General features: G+C 43.3%; 21 protein-coding genes, 1 tRNA gene and 1 riboswitch. Of the genes, 14 read left to right on the plus strand and 8 right to left on the minus strand.

Features of this window, described 5'->3' with window-relative positions; genetic code table 11:
- Window positions 1-18: 18 nt before the first annotated feature.
- Window positions 19-228, plus strand: a riboswitch (cobalamin riboswitch).
- 74 nt (window positions 229-302) lie between these two features.
- The 3 genes from ACN0VI_RS06750 to ACN0VI_RS06760 are packed head-to-tail and all read left to right on the plus strand — an operon-like array spanning window position 303 to window position 3,359.
- Window positions 303-2,252: a TonB-dependent receptor gene (locus tag ACN0VI_RS06750; RefSeq protein WP_417446217.1), complete on the plus strand. Its 1,950-nt coding sequence runs from the start codon at window positions 303-305 to the stop codon at window positions 2,250-2,252.
- A 25-nt stretch (window positions 2,253-2,277) separates the two neighbouring features.
- Window positions 2,278-2,826: a cob(I)yrinic acid a,c-diamide adenosyltransferase gene (locus ACN0VI_RS06755; RefSeq protein WP_331891833.1), complete on the plus strand. Its 549-nt coding sequence runs from the start codon at window positions 2,278-2,280 to the stop codon at window positions 2,824-2,826.
- 11 nt (window positions 2,827-2,837) lie between these two features.
- Window positions 2,838-3,359: a DUF6580 family putative transport protein gene (locus tag ACN0VI_RS06760; protein ID WP_417446218.1), complete on the plus strand. Its 522-nt coding sequence runs from the start codon at window positions 2,838-2,840 to the stop codon at window positions 3,357-3,359.
- A gap of 66 nt (window positions 3,360-3,425) precedes the next feature.
- Here the strand turns inward: ACN0VI_RS06760 and ACN0VI_RS06765 are convergent, their stop codons facing one another.
- From ACN0VI_RS06765 to ACN0VI_RS06785, 5 genes are all read right to left on the minus strand, one after another.
- Entirely contained in the window at window positions 3,426-4,952 is a 1,527-nt protein-coding gene (locus tag ACN0VI_RS06765; protein WP_417446219.1) for an amidohydrolase family protein, read from the minus strand.
- A 140-nt stretch (window positions 4,953-5,092) separates the two neighbouring features.
- The gene (locus tag ACN0VI_RS06770) at window positions 5,093-6,208 is read right to left on the minus strand and encodes a helix-turn-helix domain-containing protein (RefSeq protein ID WP_417446220.1); all 1,116 of its coding nucleotides are present in this window, start codon (window positions 6,206-6,208) and stop codon (window positions 5,093-5,095) included.
- A gap of 262 nt (window positions 6,209-6,470) precedes the next feature.
- Window positions 6,471-6,561, minus strand: a tRNA-Ser gene (locus tag ACN0VI_RS06775).
- Between the two features lie 86 nt (window positions 6,562-6,647).
- A complete protein-coding gene (locus ACN0VI_RS06780) occupies window positions 6,648-7,217 on the minus strand; it encodes a PhnA domain-containing protein (RefSeq protein WP_331891827.1) in 570 nt (189 codons plus the stop codon).
- An 86-nt stretch (window positions 7,218-7,303) separates the two neighbouring features.
- Window positions 7,304-7,837, minus strand: coding sequence for a hypothetical protein (locus ACN0VI_RS06785; RefSeq protein ID WP_417446221.1), 534 nt, complete (start codon window positions 7,835-7,837; stop codon window positions 7,304-7,306).
- A 296-nt stretch (window positions 7,838-8,133) separates the two neighbouring features.
- On the opposite strand from ACN0VI_RS06785, the gene ACN0VI_RS06790 reads away from it, so the two are divergent.
- Window positions 8,134-8,652: a hypothetical protein gene (locus ACN0VI_RS06790; protein WP_417446581.1), complete on the plus strand. Its 519-nt coding sequence runs from the start codon at window positions 8,134-8,136 to the stop codon at window positions 8,650-8,652.
- A 3-nt stretch (window positions 8,653-8,655) separates the two neighbouring features.
- On the opposite strand, the gene ACN0VI_RS06795 is transcribed toward ACN0VI_RS06790, so the two are convergent.
- Window positions 8,656-10,506 (minus strand): tetratricopeptide repeat protein, encoded by a 1,851-nt coding sequence (locus ACN0VI_RS06795; protein WP_417446222.1) that lies wholly within the window; start codon window positions 10,504-10,506, stop codon window positions 8,656-8,658.
- A 274-nt stretch (window positions 10,507-10,780) separates the two neighbouring features.
- On the opposite strand from ACN0VI_RS06795, the gene ACN0VI_RS06800 reads away from it, so the two are divergent.
- From ACN0VI_RS06800 to arfB, 9 genes are all read left to right on the plus strand, one after another.
- Complete coding sequence (locus ACN0VI_RS06800; protein WP_417446223.1) at window positions 10,781-12,982, plus strand: M3 family metallopeptidase; 2,202 nt, start codon at window positions 10,781-10,783, stop codon at window positions 12,980-12,982.
- A 698-nt stretch (window positions 12,983-13,680) separates the two neighbouring features.
- Window positions 13,681-14,877, plus strand: a complete 1,197-nt coding sequence (locus ACN0VI_RS06805; protein ID WP_417446224.1) for a GNAT family N-acetyltransferase — start codon at window positions 13,681-13,683, stop codon at window positions 14,875-14,877.
- Between the two features lie 75 nt (window positions 14,878-14,952).
- Complete coding sequence (locus ACN0VI_RS06810; protein ID WP_331891820.1) at window positions 14,953-15,639, plus strand: DUF502 domain-containing protein; 687 nt, start codon at window positions 14,953-14,955, stop codon at window positions 15,637-15,639.
- A 6-nt stretch (window positions 15,640-15,645) separates the two neighbouring features.
- Window positions 15,646-16,641 (plus strand): serine/threonine protein kinase, encoded by a 996-nt coding sequence (locus ACN0VI_RS06815; protein WP_331891818.1) that lies wholly within the window; start codon window positions 15,646-15,648, stop codon window positions 16,639-16,641.
- An 89-nt stretch (window positions 16,642-16,730) separates the two neighbouring features.
- Window positions 16,731-17,240, plus strand: a complete 510-nt coding sequence (locus ACN0VI_RS06820; protein ID WP_331891817.1) for a C40 family peptidase — start codon at window positions 16,731-16,733, stop codon at window positions 17,238-17,240.
- Window positions 17,241-17,260: 20 nt separating this feature from the next.
- On the plus strand, window positions 17,261-17,554 hold the full coding sequence (locus ACN0VI_RS06825; protein WP_417446225.1) for a GIY-YIG nuclease family protein: 294 nt from the start codon (window positions 17,261-17,263) through the stop codon (window positions 17,552-17,554).
- A gap of 17 nt (window positions 17,555-17,571) precedes the next feature.
- Window positions 17,572-18,252 carry a M48 family metallopeptidase gene (locus ACN0VI_RS06830; RefSeq protein ID WP_417446226.1) on the plus strand — a complete coding sequence of 227 codons (681 nt, stop codon included), beginning with the start codon at window positions 17,572-17,574 and terminating at the stop codon, window positions 18,250-18,252.
- Window positions 18,253-18,380: 128 nt separating this feature from the next.
- Window positions 18,381-19,445: a rhodanese-related sulfurtransferase gene (locus tag ACN0VI_RS06835; RefSeq protein ID WP_417446227.1), complete on the plus strand. Its 1,065-nt coding sequence runs from the start codon at window positions 18,381-18,383 to the stop codon at window positions 19,443-19,445.
- A 3-nt stretch (window positions 19,446-19,448) separates the two neighbouring features.
- Window positions 19,449-19,865: an alternative ribosome rescue aminoacyl-tRNA hydrolase ArfB gene (gene arfB / locus ACN0VI_RS06840; protein WP_331891811.1), complete on the plus strand. Its 417-nt coding sequence runs from the start codon at window positions 19,449-19,451 to the stop codon at window positions 19,863-19,865.
- Here the strand turns inward: arfB and ACN0VI_RS06845 are convergent.
- Both ACN0VI_RS06845 and pheA read right to left on the minus strand, forming a co-directional pair.
- The gene (locus tag ACN0VI_RS06845; RefSeq protein WP_417446582.1) at window positions 19,862-20,899 is read right to left on the minus strand and encodes a 3-deoxy-7-phosphoheptulonate synthase; all 1,038 of its coding nucleotides are present in this window, start codon (window positions 20,897-20,899) and stop codon (window positions 19,862-19,864) included. The two genes, arfB and ACN0VI_RS06845, sit on opposite strands and share 4 nt — an antisense overlap.
- A 20-nt stretch (window positions 20,900-20,919) precedes the next feature.
- On the minus strand, window positions 20,920-22,116 hold the full coding sequence (gene pheA, locus ACN0VI_RS06850) for a prephenate dehydratase (RefSeq protein WP_331891809.1): 1,197 nt from the start codon (window positions 22,114-22,116) through the stop codon (window positions 20,920-20,922).
- A 775-nt stretch (window positions 22,117-22,891) separates the two neighbouring features.
- Between pheA and ACN0VI_RS06855 the strand changes: the two genes are divergently transcribed.
- The gene (locus ACN0VI_RS06855; RefSeq protein ID WP_331891808.1) at window positions 22,892-23,083 is read left to right on the plus strand and encodes a PspC domain-containing protein; all 192 of its coding nucleotides are present in this window, start codon (window positions 22,892-22,894) and stop codon (window positions 23,081-23,083) included.
- The last annotated feature ends 62 nt before the right edge of the window (window positions 23,084-23,145 follow it).

The following is a 23,145-nucleotide window of genomic DNA, read 5'->3' on the forward strand; positions in this document are numbered from 1 at the left end:
TGCTTGGCGAGTAAATTGAGATTCATCCACTGATCAGGTCTTCAAAGTCAAATTGATTGCGAAGATAATCGGGAAATCAGTTTAAATCTGATGCTGCCCCCGCAACGGTAATTGATAGCGCTACTTGACAGACCACTGAGTAAACTTCACCAATGGAGCCAAAACTTGGGAAGGTAAGTAGCTAGATGATCATAAGCCCGGAGACCGGCCTGAACAGTACATCGCGCGGATCGGTGGGCTCTGCATCAAGATGGTAGATGAATCTTATCTTTTAATGCCCGCTCGTAATTTACGAGACTACAATGAGACACCTATTTAAATCGAGTTTAGTATCCCTTCTAATTCTGGGAGCTATATCCCAGCCTGTAGCAAAAGCTGAAGAAGACCAGGCTACTGACCTTAACAATATAGTTATTACAACCAGTCGTTTTCAAAGCGATACAGTTGAGCTTCCTAGCCATGTAACCCTTATTACTCAAGATGAAATCGAGCGTATCGCTGCAACCGATCTCAGTCAGGTACTGCGTCGCGTGCCTGGTTTGCAGGTTTCCTATACCAATGGAAAAACCAGTGTTTCCATGCGCGGTATTTCGGCGGAGCAAGCCAGTAGTAATGTGTTAGTTCTGGTTGATGGTCAGAGGCTTAATAAAACAGATTTAGCCTCTCCGGATTTAGATACAATTAATATTATCGATATTGAGCGCATAGAGATTATTCAGGGAGCAGCCAGCAGTCTTTATGGCGATCAAGCTGTTGCTGGTGTGATCAACATCATCACCAAATCTGGAAACCGCCAATCGAGTATTGTTCGCTATTCACAAGGCCGTTTTGAACATAAACAGGCAGCCGCTAATCTTGCCTTTGATCTTGATGAGCAGTGGTCGCTGATTTTGAAAGGTAACAAAAAGACTAGCGATAATTATCGCGAACATAATGAGCTAAACAATAACCAGCTCGGTGCTGAGTTGCATTATAAAGATAGCCAACAGCAATGGCGATTCTCTTATCGCTCACGCAATGAAACTCAACAGACACCGGGGGCATTACTAGAAGAAGATTTGGATAATCGAAGACAATCACGTCCTGAGTTTGCAGATGACTATGTCAGTACTGATGAGCATTTCAGTCGTCTATTTGGCCAAGTTGAATTGAATGCTAACTGGCAGTTTGCCATGGATCTGAATCATCAAGAAGCCGACATTGATAGTGTGAATAGTTTTATCAATTTTGCGACGACTGATGTCAATAAAACTCATCGAACTCAAAGTAGTCTGTATCCTAGAGTACAAGGCCAATGGCAGCTAGAGCAGGGTGTTGTACGCTGGATAAGCGGTGTTGATTATGATGAAGCCGACTATGCCTTTTCGCTATTGGCCCGCAGTAATCAACAAACGATGGAAAGTCTTTATAGCCAGTTATATTGGCCACTCTCAAAGCAGATCACTCTAGAGGTAGCAGGGCGCTTGGCCGAGGTGGAAGATAATTTGATTGATGCCGCTTTATATCCCGATGGTGTTGTTTTAAAGAATTCTGCAACAGCTTATGATCTAGGATTGAGTCATGAGTTTAGCGATTCGCTGGATGGCTTTATTCGCTACAGTAACAACTATCGCTTTGCTAAAGTTGATGAGCAGGCCTATACCGCAGAAGCTGTGTTGGGCCTTGAACCACAAAAAGGTCGTTCCATCGAAGCCGGTTTCACCGGTCAGTTTGACTCAAGCTCATTGCAGGCTTCTGTTTATCAGTTGAAGCTCCAAGATGAGATCTTTTTCGACCCTTCAGCGACACCACCAGCTGGTGCATTTTTTCCCGGGGCGAATGTAAATGGCGCAGAATCAATACGACAGGGTTTGATGCTTGATTATCGGCTCTTTATCGAAGAAGACGAGCTTGGAGTTTCCTATCATTGGGTTGATGCCAAAGCTGAGCCTACTGATAATACAGTGCCCGGTGTGTCAAAAAATACCATCACCAGCTGGTATAACTGGCAAGTGACGAATGAAGTGAGTTGGTATCTTGAAACACATTATCGTGGCGAACGTTATCAAGCTGGAGATACAACTAATTCATTGGTCAAGGTTGATGGCTATACCTTAATGAACAGCGCTTTATACTGGCGTTTAGATAATGCTCGAATCGGACTAAGAGTCGATAATTTGTTGGATAAAGAGTATATTGATTACGCACAATTTAATGGTTATTACCCAGCAAAAGGTCGTGATCTAACGCTGACTTTTGATCTGGTTTTCTAAATTGACATTAAACAACGGAGAGTCAATGAGTAATCGATTAACTCGCATCACAACAGGGCAGGGCGATAAAGGGATGACTCGCCTTGCTAACCAACAGCATGTGAAGAAAAGTCACCCACGTATAGAGGCAATCGGTACAGTGGATGAGTTAAATGCGGTGTTGGGTATGTTGGTAGCATCTATTAAGAAACCGCAACACGAAGCAATCGTGAGTGCGCTGAAGAACATTCAAAACCAGCTGTTTAGTCTGGGTGGTGAATTGGCAAGTCCATCTCAAGTGTTCTTAAAGACATCGGATATAGCGCAGCTGGAAGCATGGATAAAAACCTGGAACCAGAAGCTACCACCGTTAAAAGAGTTTGTAATTCCCGGCGCTTGTGTTGCTTCGGCTAATGCACATTTTGCCCGTTGCGTCGCGCGTAGAGCTGAGCGGCGATTGGTAGGTTTGGCAGAGCAAGAAGAGGTGACAGAGTTGGGTGTTATTTATCTTAATCGACTGTCCGATTTGTTATTCATTATAAGTCGTATGATTGCCCGAACTGAGTCAACTAAAGAAGCTCAGTGGCAACGTTAAAGGAAACTGGAATGCAAAAAATAACCCCTAAAGTTTATACCTTAATTGCACTGATTGTAGCAGTGTCACTCTATCGCATTTTTCCGCACCCACATAACATCACGCCTGTGATGGCTCTGGCTTTATTTGCCGGGACTTACTTTGATAAAAAGTGGATGGCCTTTGGTGTGCCATTGACTTCCATGTTTTTAGCTGATCTTTTTTTAGGACTTCACAACACTATCATTTTTGTTTATGGAGCTATGGCTATTGCAGTTGTTATCGGTTTCTGGTTGCATAATCGAGTGAGCAGTCTAAAAGTTATCGGCGCAACCATCGGTAGCTCATTAGTCTTCTTCCTGCTCAGTAACTTTGGCGTTTGGCTGGTTTCAGGTTTTTACAGCAAAACCTGGGCAGGGCTTGTGGAATGTTACACCATGGCATTGCCATTCCTGCAGCGCAGCATGATGGGCGACTTATTGTTTAGTGGGGTATTATTTTTGAGCTACTGGCAGATACAAAAGAATTGGTTAGGGAAGCCAGTAAAGAATTAGATAGGTAGGTCGGATAAGCGAAGCGTATCCGACTTACGGTTTCTACCTAAAGAACACCTATATCGACTAATGATACTTGTCTATATTGAGCTTTCGACTGTTCGCGTTGGCTTTCTTAACGGCTTCTAGCATTGCATCAAGCTGACCGCGGTCAAATACTCTACCATTAAGGATCACTGTATCGATAGTCCGGGTGTTTTCAATATCGATCAGTGGATTCTTGTTGAGTATAACCAGATCCGCACGTCGCCCAGCCTCAATAATCCCTGCATTGCTATTCATCAGCTCGGCCGGGTTCTTAGTGGCAGTAGCGAGCGTTTGCGCAGAACTCATACCCCCTAAATTAAGTGATGTTAGTTCATCATGCATTGAAAATCCCGGCACTACTAAGTTTGCTCCAGAGTCTGTGCCTGCGACGATCTTAACGCCACGTCTAACCATTGCTTTTAACAGAATATGATGTGCTTTCTCTCGAGCTTTCCAGAAAATGTCATTCTTTTTATAGATTTCTTGTGAAGGATCGCTCGTAGCTTCGAATTGGTTGTAGCCGGGTAACCAGCCCACTTTAAATTCTTCAGAGTCTTTGGTGCCTTCAACAAGACCAGGGTTGGCATATTCGATAGCTACTTCCTGTAAGGCCACCTCAAGATTGCTGAATTGGTCATGGATACTTTCCATAAACCACAGTACCGAGTTTACGGTAATATCGTTTGCCAATAGATCATCAATAATGTCATCGCTGCGGCCTTCTACGTGGGCATAGAAGGCATCACTGCCTTTGTCATTGATCGATCCAAACTCTCGAATAAGCACACGAACAATTTCTTCAAGATGGGCAACTTCTTTTTGCTGTGTTACAGCAAGCTCGGATAACTCCATTGTTAATGGGAAATGACCAGTTGTCGGCACACCCAGTTCGGCGGCCAATCCGTTTACAGCTCGATAACTAGGCATATCAAGGTGGTAGATTTTAATGGCATCGTAACCTTGATCGGCAAACTCTTTTACCATGCTTTTTGCATGATCCACATCGTGCGTGTTTTTATGGAATGTAATAAACTCCCAAAAGGTACCCTCGAGCAGACCCATCGAATCAATAGGTGGTGATGCTACAAACATACGCGGGCCAACTCGGCCTTGCTCAATCTCATCACGTATTTGCAGACGCTCAGCAGGCCCACCCAAGTCACGAATATGGGTGACTCCATTGGCAACGTAAAGCAACAGGTCATTAGGACTTTTCAGAATATGAGCGTGTGAATCCACCAAACCTGGAATCATGTATTTACCACGCCCATTAATAACTGTTGCATTGGCCGGTACAGTGCCGCCGACAGTCACTGAAAGAATCTTTCCGCCATCGATTACTACTGTCCGATCAGCAAGCATCGTTTGACCGTCTGGCGAGAGTACGTTGATATCCGTAATCACAGTCAGCTCAACCGGTGAAGCGAAAACCGTATGATCGACCTCTTTAGTGTGGGCGCCATAGATAAAATTGACGCCGTGTTTGAACCACAGTAGATATGCTGTGATAAGAATAACCGTGAAAGTTAAGAGGCCAAGAAGCCATTTCGAAAGTGTTTTTAACATGAGTAGTTTCCATCTGTTATTGATGGCCTGATTTCAACACTTGAGCGGGGCAGGTGCGTCCAGCTTTATAAGATTAGACGTCCAATAGCGTGGTTTCACGCCTGTTCAAGACAAGAATATCAATGTGAGTCTTACAGACTTCAGTGCTGGCTTCGGTACTGGCTTGGGGTTTGCCCGGTGAGCTTTTTAAATATGGCATTGAAACTGCTTTTTGACGAAAAACCAGCATCCAGCGCCAGATCAATCAATTTGCGTTCACTGTTGTGGTCGAGTTGCTCACAAACCTCCGCCACCCGGTATTCGTTGATAAATTGATTAAAATTTTTGCCGCCGTATTGATTCAAGGTCTCTGACAATTGATGCACACTAACTCCAACATTCTCAGCAAGCATTGCCAAGGTAAGTTCGCTATTTCGATATAAAGCCTGCTCTTTTACTTGGTTTTGTACTAATTGCAAAATACTTGAACGTGTCTCTTGATCTAATAAGCCACTGGACGTCTGTTGGTCGTTTGGTGACCTTGGTTGCTCCAGCTGAGTGTCCAGTTGCGACGAAAGTTGCTGAATATGAAACAGACCAGGGTTGCGCCATTGAACAATGGCAACAAAATAAACCATGATTACCAACAGACCATCGGCCAGAAGATTTAATATTGGCGCTGGGCTAATAAAGTAAAACAGCACTTTTAAACCCCATATCACAACCATGAAGGTAATCAGGCTCCATAGCCATCTAAAAATATCGGGATTATAAGATGACAGTGTTTTTTTAGCTTTCGCTTGGTAGCGACTGACCATTCTGATCAATAGCGCTGCGTAAACGACGGATTGACCGTAAAAAACGATTTTTGTGAGGGTATGTTTGAACTGCGTGACTTCAGGCATTCTTACAAAGTTCAACGCCTTTTCGGCTGAAAACAGAATGTCATAATTAAGCAGATAGCATATTGCTAGCGGCAATAGGTGCAGAATATCGATGCGTTTAAGCGCCGAGCCTGTAATTGCTGTTCGACAATACAGGTAAGTAAGAGCGCCATAACTGGCAGGTAGAAACACCAGGAAGCCAATCAGCCAGGCAAATTGACTTTCTCCTGTGGCAACAATTAGCGGTAGCGCAAAGGTGGTCGCTAAAAACAGACATAATATACCCAGTAATTTACTGGCGTAGTTAACTCTCTTGTCACTCACTAGAAGCGTGAATAACAGAAAGCCCTGAAATGCTCCAATGGTCAATATTAAAGTCTGAGTTTGCGACATGATTGTTTGCGTTGGGTTAGAGTCATAAGAGGGCGTCAGTCTATCTATTAGGAGTGCTGATGTCGATTTGTAGTCGTGTTATAAAACCAGGAGTTTAGTAGGTAGAGAGTAGTGGAAGCTAAGCTCCGGAGGATTACAGGAGCACTAAAGCTAGATAAGTAATCATCTATTTCAGGGAGGGTTACTTTGCTCGGTTCGAATTGAGAGTTCTCATCCTTTCCGTAGATACAAAAATACCCGCACAAGGCGGGTATTTATTTTATGGCGGTGAAGGAGGGATTCGAACCCTCGATACGCTATTAACGTATACACACTTTCCAGGCGTGCGCCTTCAGCCACTCGGCCACTTCACCGTAAATCACTAAGACTGCCTAGTAATCTAGGCGGCGTAAGATATATGAATTGCCTTAAAAAGGCAATCCTTTGGAATATTTATCGGTTATGACTTCTTTACGTAGGCGGCAATAATGACAATTCTTTGTCCGTTTACGCGTCCTTCAATATGTAGCGGGTTGTCGCTTAAGGATATTCCGCGCACTGCTGTTCCCCTTTTGGCTGTGAAGCCTCCACCTTTGACGTCTAAATCTTTAATTAATACAACGTTGTCGCCAGTTTGCAGTGGTGTGCCATTACTGTCTAATGTAGGTTCGCGTGATTCATCAGCAAGAGTCATTTCAGCCCATTCACGTGTTTCATCTTCCATGTACATCATATCCAGCTGATCCTGAGCCCAGGTTTCACCCATGCTCGCCAGTTTTTTCAGCATGCGCCAGGACACGACCTGAACCGCTTGAACCTGACTCCACATGGAGTCATTCAAGCAACGCCAATGGTTTACATCGATGGATTCAGGGGCTTCAAGTTGGCCTGCACACGTAGAGCAAGCTAGTACACATTTATCCGAATGGGCTTCGGCCGGCGGGACTTCATAAACAGATAGGTTGTCGCTCGCGCCGCATAACTCACATTGATTGTTGGCGCGCTCAGTTAGGGTATTAAGAATGCTCATGGCAAGGGCTCCCTGAAAAAGGCGCTATTATGCCTCTTTCAGGGGCGGATTGAAATGCGGGGCTTGAATACTCCTCTTACATTAAATCAGTGCATACGTTCCATAATGTGCATCGGAATGGTAGTTTCCACCTCATCACTGACCAGCTTCAGGCTAGGATGATACTCTAACACTGCTTTGATATGTTTAGCTTCCGCTAAACTTAAATCGATCAACAACAAGTATTTGCCTTCATCAACAAAGTGGAAGAAGTCTTTTAAAGCATGATTCTTGGTTTGCAGACCGATAAAGCCACCTAACCAGGTGCCGAATGCGGTAAACACAACTAGAGTAGTGAGAATCCCCATAAAGCCGTAGTAACCACTAAAGACTCCAGATGCGGAGAATAATAAGCTGGCAAGAATACCTGCGGCCAAGCCATATCGAACACCCTGACTCCAGCCGTTCAAGATATCGGTTTTGTACCAGGTGTTGGCAGCATTTAAGCCACGCCTTAGTAGGCGTCCATCCTGTTTGGCTATGACATGCAGGTGGGCGTCTTCAACGCCTGCATTGCGGAGATCCTTATAGGTGTTTTCAACTTCTGCGAGATTATCGCAACGGTAAAGTAAGCGTGACATGAAAAACCTCCTTTTCGAGTCTTACCTACGATTATCTTAACATGCTTGCTGTATAAAAAGTGTACAGCTGTGCGCAATAATTGATTAATTTTGGTTAGAGGCTACTTGGTCGCTGGGGCGTAATCTGCAAGAAAGAATCGAATTGAATGGATCAGAGGTGATTTGCATTTTGTATGTTACTCTTTGTTTTTATGACTATTTACCCATTTTTACCCTATATAAAGCTGGTTATTCTTAAATTTGGCGCTTACATTGTAGGCTGACAAATAAAACAAATCATTGGAGTCACATTGATTATGAAAAAACTTTGCTTTGCTATCACAAGCCTAGCTTTGCTTTCACCTTTAAAAGCTCACGAATTGCCAACCGACACATTTAATACTAATAATTCCAATGTCGCTGTGGTGGTGAGTTTCAACTATAGTGAAGCGCAATTGAACCACCAATATACTAATTATGCTCAGTTTTTTGATTATGCAGGATGGTTGGCACACAAGAAGGGTGGCACACAATCAAAAGAGAGCTTTGAGTCAGATAGTGACAACGTATCTAACCAGAAGACATGCGGCCAGGTTGATCACTTTTATCAGGCGGCAATGATTGCGACTAATACCTGTAATGCATATTCTTCATTACATGCAGATCAATATCCACAAGGATTGATTCCACGCTTTACTGCACCGCGTAGTTTTATTGATAACCAGCAAGCAGCTGATGGCCATCATAATAACTACGACTTCTCACAAGGCTTAAGTTTTGACTGCGTGTATGAAATCTATGAGGCGGAGCCGGTAAAAGTTCGCAGTACTTTTTAAAGGTTAACCATGTTCCATGGACCGGGCTTTAATAAGGGACATAACTTGCTCAAGTTTGTTTTCCAACAAAGCTCGGTCAGTCTGCATCAGATCACATTCTGCTAATACGTAGTGACTGGTTTTGACCACGTTTCGCCAACGCGGGTTTTGTGGTATTTTCTGGATGTTGAGATATTTATCCAGCGACCGCGTTCTTAATCGTCCTTCATCAATCGATACACGCCAAATCCGGCTTTTTTCGGCTAGTTCAACCCGATCCGATTGAGTCACTTTCTCCCATAAATTGACGGTTTCTATCAGCAGCTCCACCAAGGACTGTCTGAACTGTTCGTCGGTACAGGCCTCTTCCTCGGCCCGTTCAGTTAACGAGTTTTCGCTCTCTGCATCTTTATCTTCTGAACTATCTTTGTCTTGTAAAGCTTCAGACTCTAGCAGTAATAACTTTTCTTTATGTGACTTGATGGAAGCGAGCAAAGCCTGCTTTTCTTTGCGTTTACGGTAAACCAGAAAAATCACCAGAAAGGCCAGTGCCAAGAGAATGATTAAGGAACCGAGAATGATATTGGAAAGTGAGCGGATTCGATTACTCTGTTTTTCATTGGCCAGTTGCTCAGTGACCAGTTGGCGTTCCAGCCTTTCCTTAGATATCTGCTCAATGATTAACTGATGATCAGTTTCATACTGCGCCTGCAATTCCTGCTCTTTGTATTGATAATGTTTATTCAGGTGAGCGAAAGCTTTCTCATATTGGCCCTGCTGCTCGAAGATGGTGTAGAGCAGCTGATGAGAGTCACTTAACACTTGTGGTTCATTATGTGTTTTAGTATGACTTATCGCTTGATTGGCCAGCGTTATGGCTTGCTCATAGTTCTGCTCTATATAACTGATATAAGCTTCAATATAGTAGATTTCATTAAGGTAATTTGAGTCATCTCCTGCAAATTTTCGTGCTTCAGTTATAAATTTTCGCGCCTCGCTACTTTGCTTCTGTTTGATATGAACGAGTGCGAGGTTTTTGAGTGCCCTGACTTTTTCATTGTTTGAAAGCTTGGTAGAAAAAGTGGCAATAATTTTATCAATGTATTGGTCTTGCTTTTCACTGTTGCCGCTAAGGGTATAAACCACTGCAAGATCTTCGTAGAGGTGAGAAATGTTGGAAAACACACGGACATCAAAATCCTCAGTCTGGGTGTAATCAAAAAAGGTATCCAGCGCCTGTTCGTAGTAACTGATAGCTAGGTCTGTTTCACCCCGATCCTTATTCAGCAATCCAAGGTTATTGAGAGTGGTGCCGATATAATAAAGATTGCCCAGAGATTCTTTATGCTTGAGGCTTTCTTTGTAATAGAGAAGAGCGCTTTTGTAATCAAGCATCTTGAAGTGAACCAGCCCTAGATCATTGCTGCTTTTGGCCAGCCACTCGATATTCTGCTCCCGCTCTGCAATGGTATAAGCATGGTTGAGCTTTGTTCGAGCCTGCTCGTGCTCTTCTTGATGTAAGAGTCTTAGGCCGACTAGTCGATACCAGCGGTATTGGGTTTCAGTGTTGCTAAGAAAGAATTCGCTTTGCTTAATTTTGGACAGGTAATAATCAGCATCGTCGTAAAGGCCTTGTTGCGAATACAGGTCGGCTAATTCAAGCCACAGTTGGGTTATTGTTGCTGACTTTGTTTCCTTGGTATATGGACTCTCTGTTTCTAGAACCTCGGTTTCTAGGCTTTCCAGGCAAGTCTCCAATGCCTCGGCATGGGGGCGTGACTTAATCGCATCCTGGCATTGGCTAAGAGATGTAGAATCACTGCCCATACTGGCGTTCGATAAGACCAAAATCAGTAAAAATACCCCAATCCGCATAGTGTTTTATATTTCTAGAATAATGTTGGCAAAGCATAGCATATCAATAGCTTAACTGAGTATTAACAGAATGTAGCCCGCAAGCAAATGATGCTTGAAATACCTCTTAACGCTTATTTTGTTGAGATTTGTTACATATTAGCGGTTGGCGTACCTTGCCTATTAGTAGCAGAGTCCGTATAAACGATGGGTTATGTAGGATTTTGGCGCGCTTGTTTGCAGGTGTGCATTGGGGAAATCTAAACTTAAAGTAACTATGATCAAGGTAATTATGATGAAAAAATTAACCGTAGCCGCAGCCGTAATGTCTGCATTCATTGCAGCAGGGTGTTCGAACGATAGTTCCGAGCAAAAGAGCCCTGTTGATTCGGAGAAAGCTCAGTCTGTAGAGTCAGTGGATGGAGCTAACGGTACGGATACCAAGAACGATGCAACAGCATCCAATCCATTTTTTGAAAAGTGGGATACACCGTATGGTATGCCACCTTTTGATCAGATCAAAGATGAACACTTCAAGCCTGCTTTTGAACGTGCCATTGCAGAGCTTCGTATCGAAGTTGATGAGATAGCCAACAATCCAGAAGCGCCTACCTTCGAAAACACCATTGAGGCGATGGAATACAACGGCAAGCTTTTAAATAAAGTCACCAGTGTTTTTTATAACCTGACGTCAGCTCATACAAACCCTACATTACAAGCAGTTTCAAAAGACATTGGTCCTCAGCTTTCTTCGCTGCGTGACGATGTTAATTTAAACGAAAGCTTATTTAAGCGTGTATCCGCCATCTATGAAAAAAGAGATGAGCTAGGTTTGCGCGTTGATCAAATGCGTTTACTGGAAGACCAGTATCTCGGTTTTGTACGTGGTGGTGCTGAATTAAATGATGAGCAGAAGCAGCAGTTCCGCGAGTTGAACCAGAAATTAACCGAGCTTTCATTAGAGTTCGCTGAGAATGTCCTGGCAGAAACTAACAACTGGGAATTGGTTATTGATAATAAAGAGGATCTGGATGGTTTGCCGCAATGGGCCATTGATGCTGCTGCCAGCGCAGCAACAGATCGTGGTCATGATGGCAAATGGGTGGTCACGACGCATCGCCCAAGCAAGAACGCTTTCTTAATGTATGCGACCAATCGTGATATTCGTGAGAAAGTTTTCCAGGGTTATACAAACCGTGGCGACAATGATAATGAATTCGACAATAAGAAAATTGCCGCTGAAATGGCGCAATTGCGTGCTAAGCAAGCCCAGCTTCTAGGTTACGATACTTACGCTGATTTCGCTTTAGAAGAGCGTACTGCGAAAAATGCTACCAACGTTACCAATCTACTCGATCAAATCTGGCCTGCGGCATTGAAACAGGCTAAAGCTGAAGTAGCTGAAATGCAGGAAATCATTGATGAAGAAGGCGGTGATTTCAAACTGCGTGGTTCAGACTGGCGCTTCTATGCGGAAAAAATCCGTAAGTCTAAGTACGAGCTTAATGATGCTGAAATTAAGCCTTACTTTTCGCTGAATAGTACTTTGGAAGGAGTTTTCTATACTGCGAATCGTCTGTTTGGCATGAACTTTAAAGAACGTTTCGACCTACCGAAATATCATGAAGATGTTCGTACCTTTGAAGTTACTGATAATAATGGTGAATTAATTGGTATCTACCTTGCTGACTTCTATTTGCGTGATAGCAAGCGTGGTGGTGCCTGGATGAACTCTTATCGTAAGCAGTTTGTTACGGAAGAAGGTGAATTCATGAAGCCGATTATCGTCAATGTTCTTAACTACCCAAAACCAACGGGTGATGGTCCAACCCTGTTAACCTTCGATGAAGCCAGCACCTTATTCCATGAATTTGGTCATGCAACACACGGCTTACTATCAGACGGCATTTATCCATCGCAAACGGGTACTTCAGTACCGCGTGACTTCGTTGAGTTCCCGTCCCAAGTGATGGAAAACTGGATGATGGAGCCAGAGGTGCTCGCACAGTTTGCAAAGCATTATGAAACCGGTGAAGTGATTCCACAGCAGTTGGTTGAGAAGATTCAAGCAGCGTCGCAGTTTAATCAAGGCTTTGCTACTACTGAGTATATGGCTGCAACCTTGTTAGACCTTGCCTGGCATACATTAGACGGTAAGGAGCTGAAAGATGCAGCGAAGTTCGAGAAAGAGGTTCTTGATGAAGTTGGCTTGATCCCAGAGATCCCACCACGTTATAGAACAACCTACTTCTCGCATATCTTCTCTGGCGGCTATTCTGCGGGTTATTACAGCTATATCTGGTCTGATATTTTCGGTGCTGATGCCTATCAGGCATTCCGTGAAAACGGTATTTTCGATAAAGAAACGGCTGATAAGTTCGTCGAATATATCTTGTCGAAAGGTGGTACCGAAGACCCATTGGAGTTGTATAAGAAATTCCGTGGTAAAGAAGCCGATCCAAAATACTTGCTGAAAAGTCGTGGTTTGATCGATTAAATCAAACTGACTAATCATACAAGTCTCTAAAAGCCACCTTCGGGTGGCTTTTTTTATGGCTATAACTTATCCGTTAGCGATGATTTTGGCTGTATGAACACGGAAAAAACACAACCAGTTAACACTTTCAAATCAATGTCTTAGAAAGCTCAAACTTGCTATACCTCAATGACTGCGTGTGGCTCCAATAAACGGTTTCATTTATGCTTTTGCCGTTTTCATAAGTATTAGAGTAACTTAGCTGAATTAATGGATTGAGACGCTGATGCAATATTGCAAAAATGACTTTTATTATTAATAAAACTAATGCTTGCCCCTAAAAAATATCCAGCGAATTTGTCTTAAAAATGTCACATAAGAGGCGTAGAATTCATCCCGTAACAGAGACATAGCGCCATTAACTGAAGGAGATAGACATGAATGAGATTACTGAAGGTGCATTAGAGCTAGTAATTGCAGCACTCGTTGTTTCAATGTTAGTCATTGCATTAATATAAATTATGAATTTCGTCAGGATTTATAATGAATTCTGATGATTTGCCCCTTTTTGCGTCTAAAGGGGCGCCCCTATAGATTGTTTTGATTTGATTTACCTAAAAACTTACCCCCAAGTTTAGCCCACTTTGCTTTTGAGTGGGCTTTTTTTTGCTTAACGTTTCATGATAGCTTTACCTTTATCTTGTTAAAGGCTGCCACTCTTGAATACATTCTCAGGCCAAAATTCCGACAAAACTACTGCAGATGGCTTAAGCATTACCTTTGTCGAGTCGCTATCTTCTATTTCTAGCGCTGAATGGCTGTCTTTGGGATTTACAGCTGGTAGCACCAACCCCTTTATCGATTACCGTTTTTTGCAGGTGCTGGAGGAAAGCGGTTCGATTACTGCAGAGAAGGGCTGGAAACCGCTGCATCTTGTTGCCTATTATAATGACCAGCTTGTAGCTTTTATGCCGCTGTATATCAAAGGACATTCTTTCGGAGAGTTCGTCTTTGATTGGGCATGGGCCAATGCTTATCAACGACATGGTCTGGAGTATTATCCTAAAGCACTGACTGCTTCGCCTTTGTCACCCATTACTGGCCCCAGGTTGTTACACAAGGATCTTAAAGTAGAGCAGCAGCTAGCGATTATCAATACCGTGTCTGAGTGGCTAAAGCAAAATCACATTAGCTCATGGCATATCAACTTTCTGGATCATGATGGAGTTGAGCTGCTGTCTAACAGTTCTTTGTTGCCTCGGTGCGATATTCAGTTTCATTGGATGAATCAGAATTATGTTTCATTTGATGACTTTCTCTCGAGCCTTAAACCCAAAAAACGCAAGAACATATCAAGAGAGCGCCGTCAGGTCGCGAGTCGTGGCTGGACTTTTGAGTGGTTATCCGGAGCTGAAGCTACTAAGGAAGATTGGCAGCTGTTTTACGAGATGTATAAGAAGACCTTTGCTGAGAAGGGCAGCTGGTCGCAGTTAACCCCTGAGTTTTTTCCTCTGTTGGCTAAAAACATGGGGGATCAGGTGTTATTGCTGTTTGCCAAGAAAGATGGAGAGCGTTTGGCAGGAGCCTATTTTATTCGCTCAAAAACACACCTGTATGGACGTTACTGGGGCTCGCTGATTGAGGAAGAATTTCTGCACTTTGAAACCTGCTATTACCAAGGGATTGATTATGCCATTAGGCAGCGGCTTGAGGTTTTTGAGCCCGGTGCACAGGGTGAACATAAATTATCCCGCGGCTTTAACCCTGTTTTGACTTACTCATACCACGACATTGTTGAGCCAGCTTTTCGTGAGGCAATTGATAAGGCACTACGTTATGAAGCCAAAGAAATTGATCAATTGTTAGGATACTATCAGGCACACTCTGCCTACAAATCAGCCGCAAAGCATTCATAGTCGCTACGCAGTAAGTATGCTATTGTTTTGGCATGTTTTCTCGAACGGAATAATGACTCAATGAAGATTGGTGGTATGAAAGATATTAGCGCAATTTTCCTGCAGGGATTGATTGCAATTCTGCCTATTTTGTTAACTATTGCCCTGATTGGTTGGTTACTAAGTACGCTTGAAACTTATCTGCGCGAGATTTTGTTGCTGGTTATTTCTGAAGATGCTTATTGGCCCGGACTCGGTTTAATACTGGGATTGTTGCTTATTTTCGGATTGGGGCTTTTGATTAAGTTTTATCTGGGGCAATTGATTTTATCAGGGCTTAATAAGTTGATGGAACGCATTCCTCTTGTTAATACCATCTATAATGCCTTCAATGAGATTATGCGTTTCTTGTCCCCCGATAAAGATGAAGACTTGAAGCAGGCAGTTTTATGCGAAGTTAGCGAGGGTGTTGAGGTGATTGGGTTTATTACCGCCAGTGATGTTAGCTTGGGCGAGCGAGATGAGCTGGTTGCTGTTTACGTGCCTATGAGCTATCAGATAGGGGGCTTCACATTTTTTATGCCGAAGTCGAAGTGTAAAGATTTGGATATGTCGCCTAGTGAAGCCATGAAGAAAGTACTGACCGCATCGATGGGAACGGATAAATCTGTCGTCACGCCAGATAAAGCCGAAGCCATTAACGGTGAGGATGAGTCTAAGAAAGATTCCAAGAAAGACGCTAAGAATCAGTCCAAGAAAGATAAGGACAATGATGAAGGTTAACTTTTCATGAGCGAGTACTCGCAAGCCCATCCTTTCAATAAACTGACCCCAGACTTCATTCTCGATGCGATTGAAGCTTTGGGTTTTTATAGCGATGGTCGAATATTAACCTTGAACAGCTATGAAAATCGAGTCTATCAAATTGGTATCGAAGAGCAGCAACCGATCATCGCTAAGTTTTATCGCCCAGAGCGCTGGACACAAGAGCAAATTTTAGAAGAGCATGAGTTTACTACCGAGCTGGCAGAATCTGAGTTACCCGTCGTTGCGCCATTGTCACTGCACAGCAAAACTCTGTTTGAATATGACGGCTTTTATTATGCACTGTATCCGCGCAAAGGCGGTCATGCACCGGAACTGGACGATCTGGATAGCTTATTTACTTTGGGCCGATTTATAGGCCGTATTCATGCAATGGGTGAGATCAAACCGTATCAGTTCCGCCCCAGCTTAACGGTAGAAACTTTTGGACAGCAAAGCTTTGAATATTTGATGGAGCATGCGGTGCCAAGAGAATATCACTTGCCTTATCGAACATTGGCTGAGGATGTTCTGAAAGAAGTTCGTAAGCAGTGGCTGGAAGTTGGAGAGTTAGACTATATTCGGACCCATGGAGATTGCCATATTGGGAATATTTTATGGCGCGATGATAATCCGCATTTTGTGGACTTTGATGACTCACGGATGGCCCCGGCAGTGCAGGATTTATGGATGCTATTGTCCGGCGAACGGCCACAAAAGTTGTCTCAAATTGCAGAAATAATCGAAGGCTACGAAGAGTTTCAAAAATTTCCTGTGAAGCAGCTAAAGTTAATCGAGCCTTTACGAACCTTGCGCATGTTTTATCACAGCGCCTGGCTCGCAAAACGCTGGAGCGATCCAGCATTTCAGCAAGCTTTCCCGTGGTTTGACTCAATTCGCTACTGGGAAGAGCAAATTCTTGATTTGCGCAGCCAGTTTGCTGAGCTACAAGAACCGGTATTAGAGTTGCCAAACTTGTGATTCAGGTTATATCTTTGTGTATGCAGTGGCGCATAATGAATGTGCGCTGGTTTAGGGTAAGTTCAGATTCCATCTGCTAGGGTAGGGCAATGCATAAAAGATTCTTACTATTAACTGTGACAATTGTCGCGAGCATATGGCTTGGGGCTTGCTCCAGTTCGCCAGAAAGAGTGACTAATGACACTCGACAGCCAATTGATGTAACAAGGTTTGAGCAAGGCTCCACCAAAGGCGAGAACATTGCCAGAATGGCTCAATCAATGTTGGGAAAACGCTATCGCTATGGTGGTTCATCGCCTCAACAGGGCTTTGATTGCAGCGGACTGGTTTATTTTACCCATACTCAGGTCGGTGATTATGTGCCGCGCACTTCAATCGATCAGTTACAAGCTTCAAAAGCAGTAACTTTGGATGAGCTGGAACCGGGTGATTTATTGTTTTACCGTATCAATGGCAAACCATCACATGTCGGCATTTATATTGGTAATAAGCAGTTCGTTCACGCACCTTCGAGTGGCAAGACCGTTTCTGTAACCTCTATGGACAATCCCTATTTTCAGCCACGCCTGATCCGCGCTGGCCGTCTCTATAAAGAGTAACTAAAGAGTTAACAAATACAATGAGTTGGCACCTGTATATTTTACGTTGTGGTGATGACACCCTTTACACGGGTATCACTAATGATCTGCATCGTCGCTTTGAAGAACATCAATCCAACGGCCCGAAATGCGCTAAGTATTTGCGTGGCAGACAACCATTGACCATGATTTACCACACCGAATTTGAAAGTAAATCTGAAGCGCTTAAAGCAGAAATTAAAGTTAAGCGGCTGACTAGAGAACAGAAAAAATTATTGGCATCGGGTAAGCTGATCGTCAATGAGATACCGCCTAAAAGTAAAATGAAACTATAAGCCATAACTTATAAACAATGCAGCACGAACCTTTTAAACTAACCATCACGCGTAGTAAACGCAAAACTCTGGTCATTTATATTCGTGATGATGGCGTTGAAGTGCGTGCGCCTTTAAAGGCTCCGCAAAGCTGGATTGATGAATTTGTTGAACTCAAAAAGCCCTGGATTCTAAAAAAGCTCAAACTTCAAAAGCAAAAGAGCAGCGAACGCTTAAAGCTGGAACAGGGCGAAACTATTCTGTTCTGTGGCAAAGAATATAAGCTCAGTCTTTCGCAAGGGAAAAACCAGGTTAGGGTAGAGAGCGATATGCTTTGTATTCAAGCTCGCCAACTTGAAGAAGACTATTTAAAAAAACAACTTCAGCAGTGGCTACTGCAGCAAACTAAAGAAAACTTTGAACCTAGAGTATGGCAACTTGCATCAGTCATGGGCTTAGATGATAACGTTAAGGATGTTCGATTCCGTAAGACCAAAACCAAATGGGGGCACTGTACCGCACAAGGTGTTTTGCAATTTAATCCGCTTTTAATGATGGCCCCAATATCTGTGCAAGACTATTTAATCATCCACGAACTGTGCCATCTCAAATACATGAATCACTCCAAAGACTTCTGGCAACTGGTAGAAGGCAACTGTCCTGATTACAAAGAGTCAGAGCAGTGGCTAAAGCAGCATGGGCATAAAGTATGGTGCTGAAGGTTAATTAGCTAACTTGCCAGCCAGTATAAAAATCAACCATAATACCTACACAAACCACTCAAAAACCGTTACAATCGCGCCTGAATTTTGCACTGGTTTTACGTTCCAGAGAGCGAGAGGTAATAATGAGTCAAACCAAATCTGTATCAGCAGAATCGTCTGCTGTGTCTACATCTTCTTCTGTTTATAACGAAACGACGCATCCTATTGTCGTTTGCGCCATGTATAAGTTTGTCACTCTTGAGGATTTCGAGGCTATCCGACAGCCGTTGCTGGATGTGATGCTGGAGAACGAAATCAAAGGTACTTTACTATTAGCGAAAGAGGGCATTAACGGTACTGTGGCGGGAACGCGTCAGGCGATTGATACTCTTCTGGGCTGGTTTAAGCATGATGAGCGTCTGGCCGATATTGACCATAAAGAGTCATATGACGAAGAGATGCCGTTTTACCGCACTAAGGTTAAGCTGAAGAAAGAAATCGTGACCATGGGTGTTGAGGGGATTGATCCGAAGCGCGTGGTCGGTACTTATGTGAAGCCAAAAGATTGGAATGCATTAATTTCTGATCCTGAAGTGGTGCTGGTGGATACTCGTAATGATTATGAGGTTCAAATTGGCACCTTTAAAGGTGCGCTTAATCCGAGCACAGAAACTTTCCGTGAGTTTCCTGAGTACGTTAAACAAAACCTCGATCCCAATAAACACAAAAAAGTAGCCATGTTCTGCACCGGCGGTATTCGCTGCGAAAAATCGACGGCCTATTTAAAAGAGCAGGGGTTTGAGAATGTTTTCCATCTGGAAGGCGGTATCTTGAAGTACCTGGAAGAAGTGCCCAAAGATGAAACCTTATGGGAAGGCGAGTGTTTTGTTTTCGATAATCGTGTTGCTGTCGACCACGACCTCAAGAAAGGTCAGTATGACCAATGCCATGCTTGCCGTATGCCGATTACTGCAGAAGAAATGCAACACGAGAAGTACGAGAAAGGTGTGAGTTGTACTCATTGCTATGACCTGCAAACACCTGAACAACGCCAGCGATACGCGGAGCGCGAGCGTCAGGTTCAACTGGCAAAAGCGCGCGGAGAAGAACATATAGGTTCTGATGTGATTACCGCAATTGCACAGCGTCGCCAACAGAAAAAACGTATAAAAGAAATACAGAAACAATCGCATAAGGGCAAGCGCTAATTTATGCCTCTGGTCATTTCAAACAACGTTGTACTAGCTGATTCTGAAATAGAGCTAACGGCCATCCGTGCGCAAGGTGCGGGTGGTCAAAATGTGAATAAAGTTGCTAGTGCGATTCATTTACGCTTTGATATTAACGCTTCCTCATTACCTGATTTTTACAAGACTGAATTGATAGCGCTTAATGACAACCGCATCACTCAAGATGGAGTGGTTGTCATAAAAGCGCAAAAACATCGCACACAAGAGCGCAATCGTGATGATGCCTTGTCGCGTTTGCGTGTCCTAATTCAGTCGGTTGCAAAGCCCAAGAAAAAGCGTATTAAAACCAAACCATCCAAAGCTGCAAAACAACGACGTCTTGATAAGAAAACGCAGCATGGACAGAAAAAATCGATGCGTAAGAAACCGCAGATTTAGTACAAGCTTTCAAAGGTTTCATTTAACAGTTTCTTTGTCACTTCCCAGCTAATACAGCTATCGGTAATCGACTGCCCATAGGTTAGATTCGGCCCCAGCGATTGATTACCTTCTTTTAAATGACTCTCCAGCATGACGCCTTTAATATGGTGGTTACCCTTTAAGATTTGTTCAACTACATCCTGCATAACCTTTGGTTGATTGTTATGATCCTTGTTTGAGTTACCGTGACTGCAATCAATAATAACGGCTGTGTTGAGTTTTTTTTGCTGTAACTTCTCAACACACTCCGCAACGCTTTGCACATCATAATTTGGTTTAGCCCCACCTCGTAAAATGATATGGCAGTCGGGATTCCCTCTCGTATGGAGCAGGGCGGTTTGGCCACTGTTATCAATGCCGATAAAACTGTGTGGTGAGGATGCAGCCAGAATGGCATTGACAGCCGAATCAAGCGAACCGTCGGTGCTGTTCTTAAAGCCTACAGGCATGGATAACCCCGAAGCCATTTCACGGTGGGTCTGCGATTCAGTGGTGCGCGCGCCAATGGCCGACCAACTGATGAGATCCGAAATGTATTGTGGAGTGATTGGATCGAGTGCTTCTGTGGCAACCGGAAGACCTAATTCCGCTAACCAAAGTAACAAAGAGCGAGCTTTACGCAGTCCTAAATTAATATTGTTGTTACCATCCAGCTCGGGATCGTTAATTAAACCTTTCCAGCCAATATTGGTTCTAGGTTTCTCAAAGTACACTCGCATGACAATAAAAAGCTTATCACCCAGTTCTTGATGAAGTTGGTGCAGTCTTGTTGCATATTCTTTAGCACTGTCGATGTCATGAATAGAGCAGGGGCCACTGATAACCATCAGTCTTTTATCTTGCCCGTTTAAAATATTTTGAATGGTTGAACGACTGTTTAAGACGGTAGCTTTAGTCTGTCCTGAAAGTGGCAGATGATGTTTGAGTTGCTGTGGTGGTGTCAGCAGATCAAGCCGCTCAATATTGGCATTCTCAACTTTAGTCTGTTTGATTGGTATGGGGTTGGCTGAGTTCATTGGTTGTGCTCCGCGTGTTCAATAATTGAGGTATCAAGCTTAGTAGCGACAACATCATGTTTCGCGTAACAACCTAAGCAGTGTAGTGTATTAGCAGCTTTCTCAAGCTCCATCAGAGCCTTTGACACATTGTCATCGTCCATATTGCCTTCGAGGTCAATGTAGAATCGCTCATGCCAAGGTTGAGTGGGGATTGGGCGAGATTCCAACTTGCTCATGTTGATCTGATATTTTTTCAGGATCTGCAAGCAATCGAGAAGAGCTCCGGGCTGCTGTCCGGTCTCCAGAGCTATAGTGGTTTTTGCGGGTATGACTGTGGGAACGCTTATGGCTTGCTTGGCGACCATTAAGAAGCGAGTGTAGTTTTCTTGGTAGTTATTAATGGCATAAGACAAAACCTTCAGTCCCGACTGTTCGGCTGCTTGTTCGCTTGCAATAGCGCCAATACTGGGGTTCTGGTATTCAGCCACTAGCTTAATTGCAGAGCTGGAGCTACTGCGGAAGTGACTTTGGATATGAGGATGTTCAAGGAAAAACTTTTTACACTGGGCTATTGCTTGAGGATGTGAATATACATCTTTTAAAGATTCGATAGATGACTGCTCAGTGCCTACCAGGCAATGACGCACTTTCAGCTTTTCTTCGCCAACAATTTTAAGATGATGCTCTGCTAGTAAGTCGTAGATTTCGGTAATGTTTCCTGAGGTAGTATTTTCGATTGGTACAATACCGAGATCCACTGAGCCATTGTCGACTTCTTTGAAGATGTGCATGAAGGTATGGCAATGCACTGTTTCAAGCTTTTGCTTCTTGGTGGAGAAATGATTTTTCAGTGCAATGTGACTGTAAGATTCAGGCTCACCTAAAACGGCAACCTTTACTGTGTGGGTTCCTTGCGCTTTTTCTTGTTCTAGAAAGAAGTCGTACTGACTACGCACCGAGTCTTCAATAATGCTGTGGAATAGGGTTAGGGTGGTGTTGGGGGCGATTCCAAATTCCAGTCCTTTGTCGACTAGTCGAGTAAGCAGTTTCTTTTCCCGACTTTCGTCTCGAATCTGTCCATTGTTGGCCAATTTAAAGGCTGCTACCTGCAAGCTTAGTTGACGCCTCTGCGCAAATATATTGAGCAGTTCTGAGTCAAGGCTGCTGATGGCCTTGCGAAGTTTATTAAGATCGATTTCAGGTTTATTCATCTCACATTCTCTACATTAAATAGTTTGGGCAAAAAAAAACCTCCCAAGAGGGAGGTTTTTCAGTCGTTCTTTGTGTTTTACTTTTAGTTACGCGAACAAGACTCCTCCGAGGGTTTCAGAGTAAAGAAATAAAAGTAAAACTGTTGGATGTGCTTGTTCATGCTTCAATCCTATGAAGCTGGTGTCGTTCTGTCAACTTAATTATCTCGGCCTCAACGCCTTTATGCCCAATAGTTATATGCGAGCACCTAGTTATAATGAAATATCTAGATAAATCTTAGAGCTTGCTCTAGAATGCCACTTGTTCGCTTTCCACTGCTGATTGTAGTCTTTGTTTTTAACTAAAACGGATATTTGGAAATAACAAAGTGGTAGATTATTACTGTTAATTTAACTCATTAACGGATCGGGATAATACGCGGTAAGTAGCTAAGCATTTAGCTTAGTTTTTTGGTTTAGTTCTCGCTTAAACCAATTCAAATTCACTTATCGCTTAACTACCAATACAAACAATTAGCAAATAGCTGAAGGAAAGCTAACTAAGACCTTTCATAAATTGTTTTTACGTAAGGTTCTACCCCAGAGCCGCTATATGACTGTATGACTGAGCAGTCTATAGCGGCTCGTCCTTATTCTCTTTCGGTATCTTCAAGCCGTTCTCCTGGGTTCCTCAACATTTCCGGTACTACCACAAAGATTTACATGCTCCTTGTTGGTCAAAGAGGTAGCTACTGTTATGCTGTAACTGTAGATATTATGAAAAAAGGAGATTTCTATGGCACAACTTAAGCGTACTAAAGATCGAGTGATTGCAGGAGTTTGTGGTGGTCTAGCCAAGTGGCTGGGCTGGAGTCCTAATCCAACTCGCTTACTCTATGCAATATTGACTATTTTCACTGCCTTTGCAGGAGTCATTGTTTATTTGGTTTTATGGATAGTGATGCCAGAAGAGGGAGTATTGGAATAATCGATTGCCTCTAGCACTCATGCTAGAGGCTTTTTTCTAAGATTTACTTATAACTAAATGCG

Origin of the sequence: Kangiella sp., assembly GCF_048265365.1 — a bacterium.
In the GTDB taxonomy this organism is placed as follows: domain Bacteria; phylum Pseudomonadota; class Gammaproteobacteria; order Enterobacterales; family Kangiellaceae; genus Kangiella.